The 19,318-nt window shown below is 54.1% G+C and carries 11 protein-coding genes; 9 read left to right on the forward strand and 2 right to left on the reverse strand.

Translation table 11 applies throughout. The features are described 5' to 3' along the window. Positions 1-56: 56 nt before the first annotated feature. Positions 57-1,775 carry a ribonuclease J gene (locus NSQ46_RS03710; RefSeq protein WP_007131743.1) on the reverse strand — a complete coding sequence of 573 codons (1,719 nt, stop codon included), beginning with the start codon at positions 1,773-1,775 and terminating at the stop codon, positions 57-59. Positions 1,776-1,960: 185 nt separating this feature from the next. Between NSQ46_RS03710 and NSQ46_RS03715 the strand changes: the two genes are divergently transcribed. Beyond that, positions 1,961-2,719: a YqcI/YcgG family protein gene (locus NSQ46_RS03715; RefSeq protein ID WP_341034905.1), complete on the forward strand. Its 759-nt coding sequence runs from the start codon at positions 1,961-1,963 to the stop codon at positions 2,717-2,719. Positions 2,720-3,076: 357 nt separating this feature from the next. On the opposite strand, the gene NSQ46_RS03720 is transcribed toward NSQ46_RS03715, so the two are convergent. After that, positions 3,077-3,961, reverse strand: a complete 885-nt coding sequence (locus tag NSQ46_RS03720) for an AraC family transcriptional regulator (RefSeq protein WP_341034906.1) — start codon at positions 3,959-3,961, stop codon at positions 3,077-3,079. A gap of 175 nt (positions 3,962-4,136) precedes the next feature. Between NSQ46_RS03720 and yicI the strand changes: the two genes are divergently transcribed. The 8 genes from yicI to NSQ46_RS03760 all read left to right on the forward strand — a co-directional run bounded on the left by yicI (position 4,137) and on the right by NSQ46_RS03760 (position 19,109). Further along, the gene (gene yicI / locus NSQ46_RS03725; RefSeq protein ID WP_341034907.1) at positions 4,137-6,461 is read left to right on the forward strand and encodes an alpha-xylosidase; all 2,325 of its coding nucleotides are present in this window, start codon (positions 4,137-4,139) and stop codon (positions 6,459-6,461) included. A 222-nt stretch (positions 6,462-6,683) separates the two neighbouring features. Further along, the gene (locus NSQ46_RS03730; RefSeq protein ID WP_341034908.1) at positions 6,684-8,474 is read left to right on the forward strand and encodes a sensor histidine kinase; all 1,791 of its coding nucleotides are present in this window, start codon (positions 6,684-6,686) and stop codon (positions 8,472-8,474) included. Further along, on the forward strand, positions 8,467-10,026 hold the full coding sequence (locus NSQ46_RS03735; protein WP_341034909.1) for a response regulator transcription factor: 1,560 nt from the start codon (positions 8,467-8,469) through the stop codon (positions 10,024-10,026). The genes NSQ46_RS03730 and NSQ46_RS03735 overlap by 8 nt, the downstream gene beginning before the upstream one ends. Before the next feature lie 295 nt (positions 10,027-10,321). Continuing rightward, positions 10,322-11,290 carry a sugar ABC transporter permease gene (locus tag NSQ46_RS03740; RefSeq protein ID WP_341342424.1) on the forward strand — a complete coding sequence of 323 codons (969 nt, stop codon included), beginning with the start codon at positions 10,322-10,324 and terminating at the stop codon, positions 11,288-11,290. A 15-nt stretch (positions 11,291-11,305) separates the two neighbouring features. Next, complete coding sequence (locus NSQ46_RS03745) at positions 11,306-12,214, forward strand: carbohydrate ABC transporter permease (protein ID WP_007131736.1); 909 nt, start codon at positions 11,306-11,308, stop codon at positions 12,212-12,214. Positions 12,215-12,291: 77 nt separating this feature from the next. Further along, positions 12,292-14,001, forward strand: coding sequence for an ABC transporter substrate-binding protein (locus NSQ46_RS03750; RefSeq protein ID WP_342576350.1), 1,710 nt, complete (start codon positions 12,292-12,294; stop codon positions 13,999-14,001). A gap of 163 nt (positions 14,002-14,164) precedes the next feature. Beyond that, entirely contained in the window at positions 14,165-16,615 is a 2,451-nt protein-coding gene (locus NSQ46_RS03755; RefSeq protein ID WP_342576351.1) for a glycoside hydrolase family 95 protein, read from the forward strand. Positions 16,616-17,081: 466 nt separating this feature from the next. Beyond that, positions 17,082-19,109, forward strand: coding sequence for a beta-galactosidase (locus NSQ46_RS03760; protein ID WP_144878279.1), 2,028 nt, complete (start codon positions 17,082-17,084; stop codon positions 19,107-19,109). The last annotated feature ends 209 nt before the right edge of the window (positions 19,110-19,318 follow it).

Raw genomic sequence — 19,318 nt, forward strand, 5'->3', positions numbered from 1 at the left:
CCTTGGTTCGTTTGAGCCGGATGGATGGAATTGTACTCTGGGTCTATATTCTACAATTATACTTCCATTATTGACGGCATAATATATGGGCTTCGTCCCAGCTCCCGTTTGAAATAACGGTTAAGGGCCGTGTTCGTCATCTGCTCCCAGACCGCGCGGTTATATTCACGCTGCTCTCCGGCTTTGTTCAGCTGCTTGCGGAGCATCGCTTCGGCTCGACGCAGCAGCGGCTTGGAGTCCTGCATATACACAAAGCCGCGGGTAATCAGCTCCGGGCCGGACAGGAGCTTCCGTGTTTCCGGATTAATGGTGATCGCAACGATCACAACCCCGTCATGGGCCAGCTGCACCCGTTCCTCAAGCAGCTCCTTCTCATGCTTGCGCAGTTCGCCGTTATTAATGTAGATATCCCCCGAAGGAATGTTGCGCCCTTTCTTTGCATAATTGCGGTAGATCGACAGCGTATTGCCGATATTCAGCAAGTAGACGCTGCTGTCCGGAACCCCAACCTGAGTGGCCAGATGCCGGTGATTCAGCAGCATCCGGTACTCTCCATGGATCGGCACGAAATATTTAGGGCGCAGGCTGCTGATCATCAGCTTCAGATCCTCCCGGCAGCCGTGCCCGGATGTGTGAATGTCAAGAATCGAGCCGTATTTAACCTCCGCGCCGGCACGCATCAACAGATCGATGCTGCGGTTCACGTTCTGGGTATTCCCCGGAATCGGCGAGGACGAGAAGATGACCGTATCGTTCGGATGAATTTGAATGGACCGGTGCGCCCCGGAAGCGATGCGCGTAAGAGCCGCATTGGGTTCGCCTTGGCTTCCGGTGCAGATAATCAGCACCTGGTCGTCACGGTAACGGTTGACTGCCTTGACGTCAATCAGCATGCCTTCAGGCATGCGAATATAACCGAGCTCCTGCCCGATGACGAATACCTTCTCCATGCTGCGTCCGACGATGGCAATTTTCCGTTTGGTTCGGATGGCAGCCTCCACAACCTGCTGCAGCCGGTGGACGTTGGAGGCAAATGTGGCAAACAGGATCCGTCCGGGGCACTCATGGAACAGGCGGAGAATGGAGTCGCCTACCGTACGCTCCGAAGGCGTAAAGCCGTCGCGTTCGCTGTTGGTGCTGTCCGCCATCAGCGCGAGTACGCCGCGTGCGCCAAGCTTTAATATTTTATGAAGATCGGCGGGCTTATCCTCCGGCGTGAAATCGAATTTGAAATCCCCGGTATGTACAACAGGACCGTATGGAGTTTCGACAACGATGCCAAAGGCGTCCGGAATGCTGTGGGTTGTCCGGAAGAAATGAACGGACAGATGCTTGAAAGAGATGGTCTCGTCCTCATGGAAGAGCCGCAGATCACTTTGATCCAGCAATCGATGCTCTTCAAGCTTGGCACGGACCAATCCGATGGTCAAAGGGCCTCCGAATATCGGCATCTGAATTTGACGAAGCACATAAGGAATAGCCCCGATATGGTCCTCATGGCCATGCGTCAGGAACAGACCCTTAATTTTATGCTTGTTTTCAATCAAATACCGGATATCCGGAATAATGTAGTCGACACCGCTCATTTCAGCATCGGGAAATTTCAGGCCGGCATCAATGAGGATGATTTCGTTTTTGAACTCGACGCCATACATATTTTTGCCGATTTCCCCAAGCCCTCCCAGCGCGAACAGTCGAACGGGCGGTGCGGTAGGCCTCGGCTTCTTGGCCGGCTTGGCATTTTGAATCTGATCGTTTAGCAGGGGTTTAGACATAATGTGAAAGAATCCTCTCTATGGTAATTAAGGCGTAAGCCTGGAATGGTAATTTTCTTCTCTACTTAAGATATCAGAAAGTTCAAGCTTCGTGAAACGGTTTTCTAAAATCATGTTAATTTTGGCTGGTACAGTCACCTATTTTTGTTCCCCCCTATATGCTGAAGAAAGGGGAGGGACTGGTAATGAGCTCACGGACAACACTGCTGGATACGGATGCCTTGTTTCATCTGCCGGAGGCCTGGCAGCTTGAAGCCGCTGACAGCCTGATGGCGAAAATGACGGATAAGACCGCCAAATTCCCTTGTATTCCTGCCGTTCAGGGCCATGCTTTGAAGCATTTCCGATACGGCTTTCTCAACCTTAGCAGGTATTCAATAGAGGAAGCATCCGGTGAATTAGCTTCACTGCTTCATGAGTATGGGCTCCATTCAAGAGAATACGGAAACTATACATCGCTGGTGGTTATGATCCATACCGGAAAGGATGGGGACGGCCGCAATGGCGTCGAATATTACGAGAGGCTGTTCTGGGCTCTGCTGAGCCGGGCAACAGCGTATGACCCGCAGCCATGGCCCGAGTCCATACCGGATGAGCCGTCACATCACTTATGGGAATTTTGTTATGGCGGCGAGCCGTATTTCGTTTACTGCGGGACGCCGGCGCATGAGAAGCGCAGGAGCAGGCATTTTCCTTGCATGATGCTTGCGTTCACGCCGCGCTGGGTTTTGCGGCAATTCAACGCCAAAGCCCGGCAGGCTCAGCGGACCAAGAAGCTGATCAGGGAACGCCTAGAGGCGTATGATGCCGTGCCGCCGCACCCGGATTTGAATTTGTACGGACAAGAAGACAATTACGAATGGAAGCAATATTTCCTTGACGACAGCGCCGAGTCTCCGATTCGCTGTCCGTTTGTCCGGATCCATAGGGAGGTCCGGCAATAATCGGTCACCAATATATTAGGAACGCTGTTCTAGGGCGAAACTCTCGCTTTAAACGGCGTGTTTTGCTTGTTCGCTGGTTGTTGACCATTTTGTTGTCCTTCGCTGGCGTTATCTGCTGCGATCCCCGCAAAGGATACGAATCTTACGGGAGACTATGTATAACGGTTCTGATCAATATGGGAATGCAGATCCCTAGGGCTCCGAACAGGCGGCCCTGAAGCCGAAGCCGGCGACAAGCACGATATAAATAAGACCGCGAGCAGATGAACAGCCAGAACAATATCGTCACTGCTTATTATAATGTAGAGACACTGGTGAAATATATTAAGAACGAGGGCAGAGCCAGTACCCCCGAAATTATAAGTTTTTGCGATATTCTGAAGGCGTGCAGTTCATGATTTTGCGGAATACCCGAACAAAATAGCTGATATGCCCGAATCCGACATCGAGTGCGATGTCGGATATTTTATGTTCCGGCTGACGCAGCAGCTCCGCTGCCTGCCGCACCCGATAGGAGTTCATATAATCTACCGGCGTCTGACCGGTCATCGATTTGAAGAAGCGGCAGAATTGACCCTCGCTCATCGGGATCAGGTCGGCCAGCTCGCTGATTCGAATCGGGCGATGGTAGTTGTTTTGAATATAGACGATCACCTTCTTCAGCCGCTCGGTTCTTGATGTATCGGCCGCATCGGAACGGCTGCGGTTCACCAGCCTGCCGGATGCGGCGGCGTGATGGAGCATAAGGTACAGATGGCCTTTGATTGCAGCTTCATAACCGGGCGGCGGCGGCTGTTTGGATAAGGCGATCATGTCCTTGATATGCTGGAGCAGCGCACCATCCGTCTCGGAGGTAATCAGCCTAGGAAAGGTGGCCTTCCGTTCCTGAAAGGGAACGATCATGCCTTCCTGGAGCGCATCGTACTGGGCGCTTGCGAGCATGCCGAAATCGAATACCATGGCACAGAAGCTGCAGCCTTGATCCCCTCGGGCGTGGCCGGTATGGATATCGGAGCCGTCGATAAACAGGGCTTCGCCAGCGCGAACCGGAACATATTCGGTATCGTTGATTTGGAACAACACCTCGCCTTCGATGCAATAGAAGATTTCGGATTCCGTATGCCAGTGGGAGTCTACAACATGAGCCCCCGGGGCAAATTGGTACCAGTAAATCCCGAACGGAAAGCGTTCGCTGCCATGAGCCTTGCTTTCTTTGAGGGACCGGTGCAGCGTTTGATCCATGCTTGAATCCTCCTTCGGGCTTTTCAGGAAATGAATGGGTTGCATCTAAACGTCAAGATTGTGCTATAAAATGGCCGAATATTGATAGTTCCATTAAAAATATATCAGTATAATGATATTATAACGCTTTCAACCCAATAATCAATTTTCAGAATATAGAAAGGCGGTTCCTATCATGAAATTTACGGACGGCAACTGGCTGGTACGTGAAGGCTTCTCGATTGCAGGAGCGGTACAGGCCTATGATTTTGCAGTGAAAGGCAACACGCTCACAGCGTACGCCTCGACAGCCCCGATTCCAGGCAGAGGAGCAACTATCAACGCGCAGCTCATTACCGTGCAGTTCCATTCTCCGGCTCCGGGCGTGATCGGCGTCAAGCTTGTTCATTATGCAGGCGTACGCGACCTTGGACCGGCATTCGAGCTGTATAAGGAAGAAGGCAGCCATGCATTTATTGAGGAGAATGACGAGGAGGCTGTGCTTCGCAGCGGAAATTTGAGTGTCGTCATCAAGAAAGGCCCGCAGTGGTCGGTTCATTTCTATCGTGGAGACGAGCGTATCACGGGCAGCGGCTTCAAATCGATCGCCCACATTGTTGAGGACGGCGGACAGACCTACATGCGCGAGGAGCTGGATCTTGGCGTAGGCGAATGGGTATATGGGCTTGGCGAGCGCTTCACGTCCTTCGTGAAGAACGGCCAAACCGTCGACATCTGGAATCAGGACGGGGGCACAAGCTCCGAGCAGGCTTATAAAAACATCCCGTTCTACATCACGAACAAAGGCTACGGCGTATTCGTGAATCAGCCGGATCTCGTCTCCTTCGAGGTGGCCTCCGAGAAGGTGAAGAAGGTGCAGTTCAGCGTTCAAGGCGAGTCGCTGGAGTACTTCATCATCGATGGTCCCGATCCGAAAGGCGTGCTCGATAAATATACGAATCTGACAGGCAAGCCGGCGCTGCCTCCGGCCTGGACCTTCGGCTTGTGGCTCTCAACCTCGTTCACGACACAATATGACGAAGCTACGGTCAATTCATTCGTGGACGGGATGCTGGAGCGCGACATTCCTTTGCACGTCTTCCATTTCGACTGCTTCTGGATGAAGGGGCTGAATTGGACCGATTTCCAATGGGATGAGGAAGTATTCCCGGATCCGGAAGGCATGCTGAAGCGCCTGAAAGAGAAGGGCCTGAAAATTTGCGTATGGATCAACCCGTATATCGCCCAGCGCTCGCGCCTTTTTGAGGAAGGACGGGAGAAGGGATATCTCGTGAAGAAGCCTAACGGCGACGTGTGGCAGTGGAATCTGTGGCAGCCGGGGATGGCGCTTGTGGATTTCACGAATCCGGATGCATGCGAATGGTATGCAGGATATCTCCGCGAGCTGGCGGACATGGGCGTGGACAGCTTCAAAACGGATTTCGGCGAGCGGATTCCAACCGATGTCGTATATTTCGACGGATCCGATCCGCATAAAATGCACAATTATTACACCCAGCTCTACAACAAAGTGGTATTCGAAGTGCTTGTGGAGAAATTCGGGAAAAATCAAGCGGCCGTATTCGCGCGTTCCGCTACGGTTGGCGGACAGCAGTTCCCGGTTCACTGGGGCGGCGATTGCTACGCCGATTACGAATCCATGGCGGAGAGCCTTCGCGGCGGCTTGTCGCTCGGCCTAGGCGGCTTCGGCTTCTGGAGCCATGATATCGGCGGCTTCGAGAATACGGCGCCGGCCCATGTGTTCAAGCGCTGGTTGGCGTTCGGTCTCCTGTCGAGCCACAGCCGCCTGCACGGCAGCACGTCCTACCGGGTGCCTTGGGCATACGACGAAGAGGCCGTCGATGTTACGCGCTTCTTCACGAAGCTGAAGAGCCGTCTAATGCCGTATCTGTTCAATACAGCGGTTCAAGCCTCGGAGCACGGGATTCCGAGCATGCGGGCCATGTTCCTGGAATTCCCTGAAGACCCGGCCGTCGAAATGCTGGACCGTCAATATATGCTTGGCGACTCGCTGCTGGTTGCTCCGGTCTTCAGCGAGAAGGGAGAAGTATCGTATTATCTTCCGCACGGGCCCTGGACGCATCTGCTGACCGGCGAAACGGTGGAAGGCGGTTCATGGCGCAAGGAGACCTATGATTTCCTCAGTCTGCCGCTCTTCGTACGGGGCAACTCTTTCCTGGCGCTGGGCGCTAACGACAACCGGCCGGATTATGACTATGCAGACGGAGTGGAGCTGGGGCTGTATGCCTTGGAAGATGGCCAAGAGGCATCGGTAACGGTGCGCAACATGGAAGGTCAGATTGAACTGTCCGTACGCGCTGTCCGTGTTGGAAACCGGATTAGCCTGACATCCGAAGGCAGCGGCAAGCCGTTCTCCGTGAAGCTGTACGGCACGGGCGAAGCTGTCTCCGTAGACGGAGAAGGGGCGACTCTGGCGGAAGGCCGGATTGACGTGGCCGGGGGCCGGAAAGCGGAATTCGCCGTTCAGTTGAAAGGATAGTTTTCGGAAGCGCAAGATTGGCTGCTTGTTAATAAGGAAGGTGAGCCCGGACCAGCCCTGTGCTGGAGTCGGGCTTCTTCCATCTTTTGGTTGATCAAGAAGGGGTGTTTATCCTGATATAATTGGGGAGCGGCAGGGAGTTTGGGCCACCATCGGCAATTATTTGTAACCGTTTCCTCGGATCTGCCGACGTCTATGTAAGACAGGAGCGAAAACCATTCGATGTTATCGTATTTCATTCAACTGATGAATGATATGAAAATCCGAACGAAATTGATTTTATCCTTTGTCGTGGTCGTATTTGTTCCGGTTTCAATCGTCAGTATTTTCCTGACGGGAGAGCTCCGTAAGTTTGCATTTAACAATGCCTTGGAGCAAGCGTACCAGAACGTGGACCGGGTGAAGAAGCGGTCGACAGAGGTGCTTAACGTGTCGGATGATCTATCCTACCGGCTTTCATATGATGAGCGGCTCAAAAACCTGGCCAACCGCCAATATGAAAGCGTATACGATGTGTTTGTCGCCTATCGTGCTTATCCGGATCTTCAGCAGGCGAAGCAGATGTATAAAGAGATCTCCAACATTCGCTTTTACAGCGAGAACCAGACCATGCTGAACAACTGGGAATTCATCTATCCGGAACAAGAGATCCGGCAGGCGGAATGGTACGTCCGGGCCCAGGAAAATATCGGCGTCATTCACTGGGATTATATTGTTGATGAGCGTGACGGGAAGCACTACCTCAGCCTGATCAAGGGAGTGGACCTGGGGAGCAAAGACAACCGCGGCGTGCTGGTTATCAACGTCAACACGGGCATGCTGAATACGATTCTGAATCAGGAATCGTTCTACACGATCATAGCGGACAGCAAGAACAATATCGTTGCTGCCAACCGCCCGGATCTCTACGGCAGGACGCTGTCCGAAATCCATGATGATTCCGGCGCGGTTTATCAACCGAGCGGGTCCTACGAGGCGGTCATTGATCGTGAAGCATCCAAGGTGCTCATTGAACCGCTGAATCCGGAGATGGGGCAGAACAGCCTAAGAATTATATCGATCTTCTCCATCGACAGCATCGTAGCCGAAGCGAACCGGATTAACCGGCTGGTGATGACGGTCATCATCATTAGCCTGGTGCTGGCCGTCCTGCTGATCTACAGCTTCTCCTCGCTCATTTCAAACCGCCTGCTAAGGCTTAGCAAGCATATTACAAAGGTAGGGACCGGGAACCTTGCCGTGGCGATGGAGATTGACGGCAAAGACGAGATCGGGCAATTATCCCGCCAGTTCAACTCCATGGTCGGAAGCATTAATGAGCTGATGAACGAAGTGCAGGAATCCAATTTGCAGAAGCGGCGCTTGGAGCAGAAGCAAAGTGAAATCAAGTTTAAAATGATGGCCAGTCAGATCAATCCCCATTTCCTGTTCAATGCCTTGGAAGCGATCCGGATGGAGGCCCATTTGAAGGGCGAGCGCGAGATCGCCCGAATCGTCCGGCTGCTCGGAAAGATGATGCGCAGCAATCTTGAGGTCGGAAGCGGAAAGACGACGATCAAGGACGAAATCGAGATGGTGCGATGCTATCTGGACGTTCAGAAATTTCGGTATGAAGACCGGTTGAAATATGAGCTGGAGGTGGATCCGGATGCCGAGCCGGTCAGGATCCCTCCGCTGATTATCCAGCCTCTCGTTGAAAATGCCGTCATTCACGGCATGGACCACAAGGAAGACGGCACGTTTATCCGGGTTAGGGTTACAGCCCAGCGTGGCATGATTCTCGTCGTAACCGAGGATAACGGGGCAGGCATTACTCCGGAACGGCTCGAGATGATACACAGCTTCCTGAATGAATCCGACGAGCATGAGGGCGGCCGAATCGGCTTGCGCAACGTGCATGTCAGACTCCAGCTGACTTATGGCCCCGAATCCGGCTTGGCCATTTATAGCGAGCCGGGAGAGGGCACCCGTATAGAATTCAGTATTCCGACAGGAGGAGAAATCGATGATTAAAGTGCTGATCGTGGATGATGAGCCTAAACTGCGTGAAGGTTTGAAGAGTATCGTGCCTTGGAGCGAGCTGGGGTACGAGGTCGTGGACACAGCTGCCAACGGAAACGAAGCGCTTGAGAAGCACAAGCGTTATGCGCCGGACGTCATGCTGGTGGACATTCGCATGCCGGGCATGGACGGTCTGCAGCTGATCGAGGCGGTCCGCTCCGCCGATCCGGCGATTCATCTTCTGATCCTCAGCGGTTACGCCGATTTCGATTATGCCAAGCGGGCTATCTCCCATCGGGTTGACGGATATTTGCTCAAGCCGGTAGATGAGGATGAGCTGTCCGCTTACCTGATGCAGATGAAGGAAACGATCGAGCAGGAGCGTCAGTGGATGGCGCTGAATCAGGCCGCCTCGGAAATCAGCCGCGAGCAGCTCATTCAATCCTGGCTCCGGCAGGAACAGGAGGCGGGAGTGGATGCGGCATCCCGCCAGCTGGCCGAGCAGCTGGGACTTGCTTGGGACCATTATCAGGTTGCACTTGTTTATGTTCACGGCTCCGATGAAACGAGCGATGAACCGGATCGCCTCCTGAAGGAAAAGCTGGTGGAAGCCTTCGAGAGGGAGGGCAGCGGCATCGTATTTTCGTTGCATGGCTTTCTCGGTCTGCTTATGCCGGTACCGGTGCTGTCCGCCTCCGGAAGGAAAGAGCTGCAGGACCGGCTTGAGACGGCAGCAAGCGCGGCCGGAGCCGCTATTACGGCCGCCATGGGGCAGCCTGTGCGGGAGGCCGCCGATACCGTCAAGTCCTACCATGCGGCCAAGAAGCTGCTGCGGCGGCGATTCTTCTATGCCCCTGGCGAGCTGCTGTACCCGGAGTCGGTGCCGTTCGGCGGCGAGAACGGGGCTGAGCCATCGGAAGGGTATGAGCCCGGTCCGTTCATGGAGCAGCTGTATTACGCAGTGGACGTCGGCAACGCGGACATTCAGCAGAAGCTGCTCCGCTCCGCCGCCTTGGGCATGATCCGGGATCAATACACCGAAGGGGACATGAAGAGCGCTTTCGTCGAGCTGCTGACCAGCGTGCATAACAAGCTGACGCTGCATCATACCGAGCTGCAATCGCGAACGAAGGAATACTCGGACCGGATAGCTGCAATCTTCCGCCAACGGACCGTATTTGATCTGTGCCGGCACTCCGCCCAATTCCTGGAGGAGCTGGTGTGGCAGGCGGGCAGAGGGGGGCGGGATCAGGAGATGAAGCGCATACTGGACCTGATCCAACGAAATTACAGCGACAATATTAAGCTGGAAACCTTGGCCTCGGTATTCAATTACAACAGCGCTTACTTGGGCAAAATGTTCAAAAATACAACAGGTGAATACTTTAACACGTATCTGGATAAGGTCCGAATCGACAAGGCCAAGGATTTTCTGAAACAGGGGATGAAGGTGTACCAGGTTGCGGAGAAGGTAGGGTATACCAACGTGGATTACTTCCACAGCAAGTTTAAAAAATATGTTGGAACCTCGCCGTCGAATTATCGCAAAGAGCTGGAGCTTTAAGGGAGCAGTGTGTTATCTCACGTCACGGCGGATGCCTTGGACGGGATAGCCGGCTGCAGCTTGATGCCAAGGCTTGTTCCGGTGCTTTTCGCTTCCGCAGGTAAGGGCTGCCTTGATTCTGCCCGAAGACGCGTCTATGGTGCGCGTCTATTTTTGTTTGTCCCTCCCCATAGGATATGGCCGGGATCGGGCGGAACAATGTCTAATTTTTATATGATTTTTGCACGAATCCTTTGGGTACCCCCTTCCTGCGGCTTCGTTTATCATCAGTTTATACAAGAGAGGAGGGGTTGGCTTGAAAGCGGTAACAGAGAGAGAAGGCAGCGTCCAACCTGCCACCAGAAAGAAGAAAAAGAAAGGCTTTTGGGCCACTTTCAAGGAGCAGAAAATACTGTACGGCATGTCGCTGCCCTTCATCATTGTCGTGTTCATCTTCAGTTATTTGCCGATATGGGGCTGGCTCATGGCGTTCCAAAGTTACAAGCCGGGCAGAAGCGTATTTGAGCAAAAATGGGTCGGGTTCGATCACTTTGTGGCCCTGTTTACGGATGAAAAGTTTTATCTGGTTTTGCGAAATACGCTGGCTATGAGCTTTATGGGGCTGATCGTCGGCTTCACGATTCCGATCCTGTTCGCTGTGCTTCTCAATGAGCTTCGTGGAAGCGTTTTTAAACGGACGGTTCAGACGATTTCGTATCTTCCCCATTTCGTATCCTGGGTCGTTGTGGCCGGGATCGTGACCAAAATGCTGTCCGTTGATGGAGGCGCTGTCAATCAGCTGCTGATGTGGCTCGGCATCATCGACCAGCCGATTCAGTTCATGGCGCAGGGAAGCTGGTTCTGGTATATCGTAACCGGCTCGGATCTGTGGAAGGAAATGGGCTGGAACGCGATCATCTATTTGGCAGCGATTTCAGGCATCGACCAAGAGCAGTTTGAGGCCGCCAAGGTCGACGGCGCAAGCCGCATCCGTCAGATTTGGCATATTACGATTCCAAGCATTGCGCCGACGATTGCGATCCTGCTGATCATGTCGATCGGACATCTGATCAGCATCGGCTTCGAGAAGCAGTTCCTGCTCGGCAACCCGCTGGTGGTGGATTACTCCCAGGTCCTGGATCTCTATGCATTGAATTACGGGCTTGGCATGGGACGCTTTTCCTTCGGTACGGCCATCGGGATGTTCAACTCGATCGTCAGCATCATCCTGCTGCTCATCGCGAACGGCGTTTTCAAAAAATTTACCAAGCAATCGATTATGTAAGGAGGAGGGACCCGCATGGCACGTACCAAAGCAGCATTCAAGCCCTCGCTCTCCGACCGGGTGTTTGATATTGTGAACTACACGTTTATGACGCTTGTCATGATCGTGACCTTATATCCTTTTTTAAACGTACTGGCCATTTCCTTGAACGACTCCGTCGATACGGTTCGCGGAGGAATTACGATATGGCCCCGTCAATTCACTTTCGAAAATTACGTACAGATTTTTCAATACGAAGGACTGCTCACCGGAGCGAAAATTACGGTCCTTCGGACGCTGGCGGGAACGCTGCTCGGCCTGCTTAGCGGCACGATGCTCGGTTATGTGCTGAGCCGGGTCGATTTTCAGGGCAGAAAGTTCATGTCGACTTTTCTTGCGCTGACGATGTATTTCTCGGGCGGCATGATACCGGTATTTATCCTGATCCGGGATCTGAACATGATGAATACGTTCCTGGTCTACATCATTCCGGGAATGGTAAGCGCGTTCAACGTGTTCGTCATCCGGTCATTCATCGACGGCCTGCCGTATTCCTTGCAGGAATCGGCCAAGCTGGACGGCGCCAATGATTTTACGATTTATTACCGGATTATCCTTCCGCTGTGCAAGCCCGTGCTCGCAACGATTGCGCTGTTTCTGGCCGTCGGGCAGTGGAACTCCTGGTTCGATACGTATCTGTACAACGGCTCCGCGCCTCATCTGACAACGCTTCAATTCGAGCTGATGAAGGTGCTGCAGAGCACGCAGGGTCAGCAAAGCGGCATGATGACCGGCCAGAACATGGCCGAGATCGTGAAACAGGTATCTCCGGAATCGATTAAGATGGCCATTACGATTGTGGTCACGGTTCCGATCCTGATCGTCTACCCGTTCCTGCAGCGTTACTTCGTGAAGGGCATGACGCTCGGCGCAGTAAAAAGCTGATGGCTTACAGCTATCAAGCAGGCCCTTATGCCTGTTAAACGATAGATTATTTACACTTTAGATTAGGGGGTAAAGCAATGAAACAGAAGAAGAGATTATCGTTGCTGTTAGCGGTCATGATGATGGCAACGTTCGTTCTTGCAGCATGCGGCGGTGACAGCGGCAATAGCGCAAACGGCGGACAAAAAGAAAACGGCGGAACGGATGCCCAGCAGGAAGAGAAGCTGGAGCCGATGACGATGACCTATTACAGCGCGGACTCCAATGCAAACTGGGTGAACATGCAGGATGCCGTCGGCAAGAAGTTGACCGAGAAAACCGGTGTTACGATTCAAGCCGAATATGCAGTTGACGGCTCCAACCAGAAGCTGCCGCTGATGGTCGCGAGCGGTGAGTATCCGGACCTGGTGTTTGCTAAGGGTGACGCTAACCTGTTCGTGGATGCTGGCGCTTTTATTGATCTGACGGATCTGATCGAAGAGCATGCGCCGAATATCAAGAAGGTGTACGGCGATTACATGAGCCGTCTGAAGTGGAGCAACGAGGACGAAGCCATCTATGTTCTGCCGACGCTTGCAGCGGTGGATCATGAAGCGCTTGATGCCGGAGGCACGTTCCAGATTCAGCATGAAGTGCTGAAGGAGCTTGGATATCCTGAGCTCAAGACGGTGAAGGACTACGAGAATGCACTGAAAGAGTACTATGAGAAGCATCCGACCATTGACGGCCAGCCAACGATTCCGCTGACGCTGAATGCGGACGGATGGAGAATCATGATCTCCGTGACGAACCCGGCGTTTATCGCAACCGGCGTATCCGATGACGGTGAATACTACATCGATCCGGAAACGACGGAAGCTAAATTGCACTACAAGCGTCCGGAAGAGAAAGAGTACTTCCGCTGGCTGAACCATATGAATGCTTCGGGCCTTTTGGATAAAGAAACGTTCGTTCAGAAGACGGACCAATATGAAGCGAAGATTTCCTCCGGCCGCGTGCTCGGCGTGATTGACCAGGAGTGGGGCTTCGGCAATGCAACGAACGCGTTGAGATCTGCCGGTAAGGAGAACCGCACCTATGCGAGATTCCCGATCCAGCTGGATGAAACGACGAAGGATGCAACGTTCCAGGATACCGGTTATGTCGCCGGATGGGGTGTAGGCATCACGTCTTCCGCGAAGGATCCGGTTCGGATTATCAAGTTCCTGGATTACCTGGCTTCCGAGGAAGGGCAAATTTTGATGAATTGGGGTATTGAGGGCGAGCATTATAACGTCGTGGACGGCAAGCGCGTCATTCCGGAAGAGATCCAGGAGCGCAAAACTTACGACAACGCCAACTTCACTAAAGAAACGGGCATCGGTTTGTATAACGCCATCTTCCCGCGCTATGGCGACGGCGTGAAAGATTCGACGGGCAACTACTTTACAACGAACTTCCCGGAAACGATCAAGGAGAACTACACGCCATCCGCGAAGGAAACGCTGAAAGCTTACGGCGTTGAAATGTGGAAGGACCTGTGGCCGAAGAAGGAAGAATTCCCTGTGAAGCCGTGGGGCGTAGCTTACAACATTCCGGTGCCAAGCGACTCCAACATTAATATTACCTACAAAAAAGTGGAAGAGATTACACGCAAGCGCATTCCGGAAATCATTCTGGCCGATCCGGCGAAATTCGATCAGCTGTATGATCAGTTCATCAAAGAGCTGAACGATGCCGGAGCGGAAAAAATGGAGAAAGAATATACCGAGCTCGTGCGTCAGCGCGTCGAGCTGTGGAACAGCTAACATTCAAGAAGGGGCCGGCCTCGTGCAGGCCCCTTCTTATTTCGGAGACCAACCTCGGCACAGGACATTTAATATTTTTCAGTTACAGGCTCGCAGATTGGAGGGTCTGCCGTCGATATGGAGAAATACAATCAAGAAGAAATCATTAGGAACAAGAACTCGCTTGGCGCACAATGGCAAATCGACGACTACGAGAGGATGCACGTTACGCGAAAAGGAGGAGATCAAGCTGGAAACGAATCCGCGCAGCGCCTATAAGCTGTGGTACGACAAGCCGGCTTCCGTATGGGAAGAGGCGCTTCCTTTAGGGAATGGACGCCTTGGCGCAATGGTGTTCGGGGGCATTCAGGAGGAGCGTATTCAATGGAATGAGGATACACTCTGGTCCGGATTCCCTAGGGATACGAACAATTACGAGGCGCTTCGTTATTTGCAAGCGGCCAGGGAATTGATCGCTTCCGAGAAATATGCGGAGGCCGAGAAGCTGATTGAGGAACGGATGGTTGGCCGGAATACGGAGGCCTTTTTACCGCTCGGGGACCTGCTGATTGAACAAACGGGGATCGATGATGGGCAGTCGGATTACCGGCGCGAGCTGGATCTGGGCAAGGGCGTTGCTTCAGTGGTATTCCGGACTGCCCGAGGCGAAAGCTTTCAGAGGGAGATGTTTATCAGCGCGGCGGACCAGATCGCAGTGATCCGGTATACGGGCAGTGCCGAAGGGAGCGTTCATCTGAAGCTGAAGCTGCAGTCGCCTCTGAGCTATGAGACTGATATTACGCCCGGCGGCGTTATGCGGCTGTTCGGACATGCGCCGACGCACATCGCGGATAACTACCGAGGTGACCACCCCCAATCGGTATTATACGAGGAAGGAAGTGGGCTCCGATATGAAATGCAGGTCGCGGTCCGGGCGGATGGGGGCCGCATCGGCATAAACGGCGATGTCTTGACGGTTACCGGTGCCAGTGCCGTGACGCTGCATGTTGCGGCAGCCACGGACTTCGAAGGCTTTGACGTCATGCCGGGGGCTAAGGGGAGCGATCCGGCAAGGCTGTGCAGCGCCCGTCTTGAAGCCGCTGCAGGGTACGATGACGAAGCCTTGCGTTTGCGGCATACGGAGGAGCATCGGGCGCTCTTCGGACGGGTGGCGGTGGAACTGGGCGATGCCGAGCATCGTGCCCGGATGGAGGCGATCCCGACGGATCAGCGCCTGGCGGCTTACGCCGGAGGTCAGGAGGATCCATCGCTGGAGGCGCTGATGTTCCAATACGGGCGATATTTGCTGATGGCAAGCTCCCGCCCCGGAACCCAGCCGGCGCATCTCCAAGGGCTGTGGAACCCTCATGTTCAGCCGCCTTGGAACAGCAATTATACGACCAATATCAATACGGAGATGAACTACTGGGCAGCGGAGACGGGCAATCTGAGCGAATGTCATGAACCGCTGATCCAAATGGTCCGGGAGCTAGCCGTCAGCGGAGCACGGACGGCCAAAATTCATTACAATGCCCGGGGATGGGCCGCACATCATAATGTTGACCTATGGCGAATGGCTAATCCAAGCAATGGAAGGGCCATGTGGGCGTTTTGGCCGATGGCCGGCCCTTGGTTGTGCCGCCATCTATGGGAGCACTATGTATTCAACCCGGATCCGGAGTACTTAAGGAACACGGCTTATCCTCTCATGCGGGAGGCGGCGCTATTTTGCCTGGATTGGCTGATCGAAGACGGCGAGAGGCATCTGGTTACCAGCCCGTCGACATCGCCGGAGAATCAGTTCTTGACGAAGGAAGGCGTGCCGTGCAGCGTATCGGCAGGGTCCACGATGGATATGGCGCTGATTCGCGAACTGTTCCGCCATTGCCTTGAAGCCTCCGAGCAACTGGAGATCGACCGGGAGCTGCAGGAAGAGCTGCGGAGCGCGCTGGAGCGGCTCCTTCCATATCAAATCGATGATGACGGGCGGCTGATGGAGTGGAGCAAGCCTTTTGCGGAGGCGGAACCGGGCCATCGGCACGTATCGCATCTGTACGGCCTGTATCCCGGCACCGATATCACTCTGCGGGATACGCCCGAGTTGGCGGAAGCCGCCCTGCAGTCGCTCATGTCCCGTATCCGGAGCGGCGGCGGACATACGGGCTGGAGCTGCGTGTGGCTCATCAATCTGTTCGCAAGGCTGCAGCAGCCGGAGCTGGCTTATCAATACGTGCGGACTTTACTAACCCGTTCGGTTCACCCGAACCTGTTCGGCGATCATCCGCCGTTCCAGATCGACGCCAATTTCGGCGGAGCTGCCGGCCTCGCCGAAATGCTGCTGCAGAGCCATCTGGGCGAGATTGTGCTGCTGCCCGCGCTGCCGGCTGCATGGTCCTCGGGTGCCGTCCGCGGCTTGAAGGCGCGGGGCGGCTTCCTGATTGACATGGAGTGGAAGGACGGCGCATTGGCATCGGCGTCGATCACGTCAACCCATGGGCAGCCTTGCAGCGTCAGCTGCGGGATCCCGGTGCGGGTGCAGCGTGAGGACGGATCAGCTGCAGCTTCGGGCGAGCGCTGCTCCTTCGACACGGTCAAGGGAGAGACGTATCGCGTGCTCCCGTTAGAGCGTGCCTGAGCCTGTTAGGGAGGGCATCTAGGCAGTGTGGCTGTGGAGGGTGCCAGGCAGTGTGGTTAGGACTGATATGTAGGTGTGGGAACGTACAACAAGTCCTCAAAAGGGACTTGTTTGGCTAACTGGGGTAATATTTCGAGTAACAAGTCCCTAAAAGGGACTTGCTCAGGGATCTGAGGCGGAAATTGGAGCAACAAGTCCTTAAAAGGGACTTGCTCGGGGACCTGGGGCGGAATTTCGAGTAGCAAGTCCTTAAAAGGGACTTGCTCAGGGATCTGAGGCGGAAATTGGAGCAACAAGTCCTTAAAAGGGACTTGCTCAGGGAACCGAGGCGAAAACTCGAGCAACAAGTCCCCTAAAGGGATATGTTCGAGGAATTGAGGTAAGGGTTGCTACTTTTGGAGGATGGAACGAGCGAAAATACCTTTTTTAACGACAGATAACGGTTATGAGAGGATGGAGAACGGCTATGATTAATGAGAAATTACCGAAAATGTGGTACGGCGGCGACTATAATCCGGAGCAGTGGGACGAGGAGATCTGGAAAGAGGACGACCGCATGTTTAAGCTGGCTGGCATCGATGTCGCCACAATCAACGTGTTCTCGTGGGCGCTGAATCAACCGGAGGAGGATACTTACGATTTCGCCTGGTTGGACGAGACCATTGACAGGCTTTACCGGAATGGCGTTTATGTCTGCCTCGCAACAAGCACGGCCGCTCATCCGGCTTGGATGGCGCGGAAATATCCGGATATTCTGCGCGTCGATTACGAGGGCCGCAAGCGGAGGTTCGGCGGACGGCATAACTCCTGCCCGAACAGCCCTACGTACCGGAAATATGCGAAGCTCATGGCAAGCAAGTTAGCGGAGCGGTATAAGGATCACCCGGCTGTTCTGATCTGGCATGTATCGAACGAGTACGGCGGCTACTGTTATTGCGACAATTGCGCGGAGGCATTCCGTGTGTGGCTCAAGCAGCGTTACGGGACGCTGGATGCGCTCAATAAAGCATGGAATACCCGCTTCTGGGGGCATACGTTCTACGACTGGGAGGATATCGTCGTCCCGAATGCACTGAGTGAGGAATGGGGCGGCAACCGGACGAATTTCCAAGGAATTTCCCTTGATTACCGCCGCTTCCAGTCTGACAGCCTGTTAGACTGCTATAAACTCGAACGGGATGAGCTGAAACGCATCACACCGGATATCCCGGTAACCACCAATCTGATGGGCTTTTATCCGGAGCTCGACTATTTCAAATGGGCCAAGGAGATGGACGTTGTCTCATGGGACAATTATCCATCGCTTGATACTCCGTTCAGCTTTACGGCGATGACGCATGCGCTTATGCGCGGGCTTAAGAGCGGGCAGCCGTTCATGCTGATGGAGCAAACGCCGAGCGTTCAGAACTGGCAGCCGTACAACTCGGCGAAGCGCCCCGGCGTCATGCGGCTATGGAGCTACCAAGCGGTTGCCCATGGGGCGGATACGGTTATGTTCTTCCAGCTGCGCCGTTCGATCGGTGCCTGCGAGAAATATCACGGCGCGGTGATCGAGCATGTCGGCCATGAGCATACCCGCGTGTTCCGCGAATGTGCGGAGCTGGGCAAGGAGCTGAAGCAGCTCGGGGAACGGCTTTTGGACGCACGCTCCGACGCGAAAGTAGCGATCATGTACGACTGGGAGAACCGTTGGGGGATTGAGCTGTCCAGCGGTCCGACGGTCGCGCTGAATTATGTTAGCGAAGTGCATAAGTATTATGATGCGCTGCACCAGCTGCATATTCAGACGGATATGATCAGCGTGGAAGAGGATCTGTCCCAATATGACGTTGTCATTGCTCCGGTCATGTATATGGTGAAGCCGGGATTCGCCAAGCGCGTCGAGGAATTTGTGTCTCGGGGAGGCACTTTCTTGACCACCTTCTTCAGCGGCATTGTCAACGAAAACGATATCGTAACGCTGGGCGGTTATCCAGGCGAGCTGCGCAGTCTGATGGGAATTTGGGCCGAGGAGATCGATGCCCTGCTGCCGGGACAGCAAAATCAGATGATCATCCGGGGCAAGCATGGGGAGCTGAAAGGCTCCTATGACTGCGGCATTTTGTGCGATGTGATTCATGCGGAAGGGGCAGAGGTCGTTGCTGAGTATGGCTCGGACTATTATAAAGGCATGCCGTCGCTTACGGTCAACCGTTTCGGCCAAGGCAAAGCCTGGTATGTTGCATCCAGTCCGGACGCGAAGTTCCTGCAGGATTTGATGAAAACGATCTGCGCAGAGCACGGTATTCAGTCGGTGCTGGATGCGCCGGCCGGCGTGGAGGCTGCCCGCAGGGTCAAGGATGATAAGGCATTTACTTTCGTGCTTAACCATACGGCGGAAGCTAAGACCGTGCCATTAGGGGATGTGGTTTACAAGGATTTACTGACGGGCAAGGAACAGCAGAAGCAGTGTGAAGTCCCTGCGCGGGGCGTCATGATTTTGGAGAAGCTGTAGATCGGGCAAATTGAGCAGCAGCATGTAGCGGCGGATCGCCGTTAAGGATAAGGAGCTGAGCCATACTGAAAAAGCAGAGCAGCAGGGAGCATTCCCTGCTAGCTCTGCTTTTTTTTGCCCGCGAGACCGCCCGCGAGACCGCCCGCGAGACCGCCCGCGAGACCGCCCGCGAGACCGCCCGCGAGACCGCCCGCGAGACCGCCCGCGAG

This window comes from Paenibacillus sp. FSL M8-0142 (assembly GCF_038597315.1).
In the GTDB taxonomy this organism is placed as follows: domain Bacteria; phylum Bacillota; class Bacilli; order Paenibacillales; family Paenibacillaceae; genus Paenibacillus_AQ; species Paenibacillus_AQ lactis.

Bases quoted from the DNA above. Each gene is read 5' to 3' on its own strand.
- NSQ46_RS03715 (WP_341034905.1), top strand. From the start codon at position 1,961: ATGAGCTCACGGACAACACTGCTGGATACGGATGCCTTGTTTCATCTG.
- NSQ46_RS03745 (WP_007131736.1), top strand. From the start codon at position 11,306: ATGGCACGTACCAAAGCAGCATTCAAGCCCTCGCTCTCCGACCGGGTG.
- NSQ46_RS03760 (WP_144878279.1), top strand. From the start codon at position 17,082: ATGATTAATGAGAAATTACCGAAAATGTGGTACGGCGGCGACTATAAT.
- NSQ46_RS03735 (WP_341034909.1), top strand. From the start codon at position 8,467: ATGATTAAAGTGCTGATCGTGGATGATGAGCCTAAACTGCGTGAAGGT.
- NSQ46_RS03720 (WP_341034906.1), bottom strand. From the start codon at position 3,961: ATGGATCAAACGCTGCACCGGTCCCTCAAAGAAAGCAAGGCTCATGGC.
- NSQ46_RS03750 (WP_342576350.1), top strand. From the start codon at position 12,292: ATGAAACAGAAGAAGAGATTATCGTTGCTGTTAGCGGTCATGATGATG.
- NSQ46_RS03710 (WP_007131743.1), bottom strand. From the start codon at position 1,775: ATGTCTAAACCCCTGCTAAACGATCAGATTCAAAATGCCAAGCCGGCC.
- NSQ46_RS03730 (WP_341034908.1), top strand. From the start codon at position 6,684: ATGTTATCGTATTTCATTCAACTGATGAATGATATGAAAATCCGAACG.
- yicI (WP_341034907.1), top strand. From the start codon at position 4,137: ATGAAATTTACGGACGGCAACTGGCTGGTACGTGAAGGCTTCTCGATT.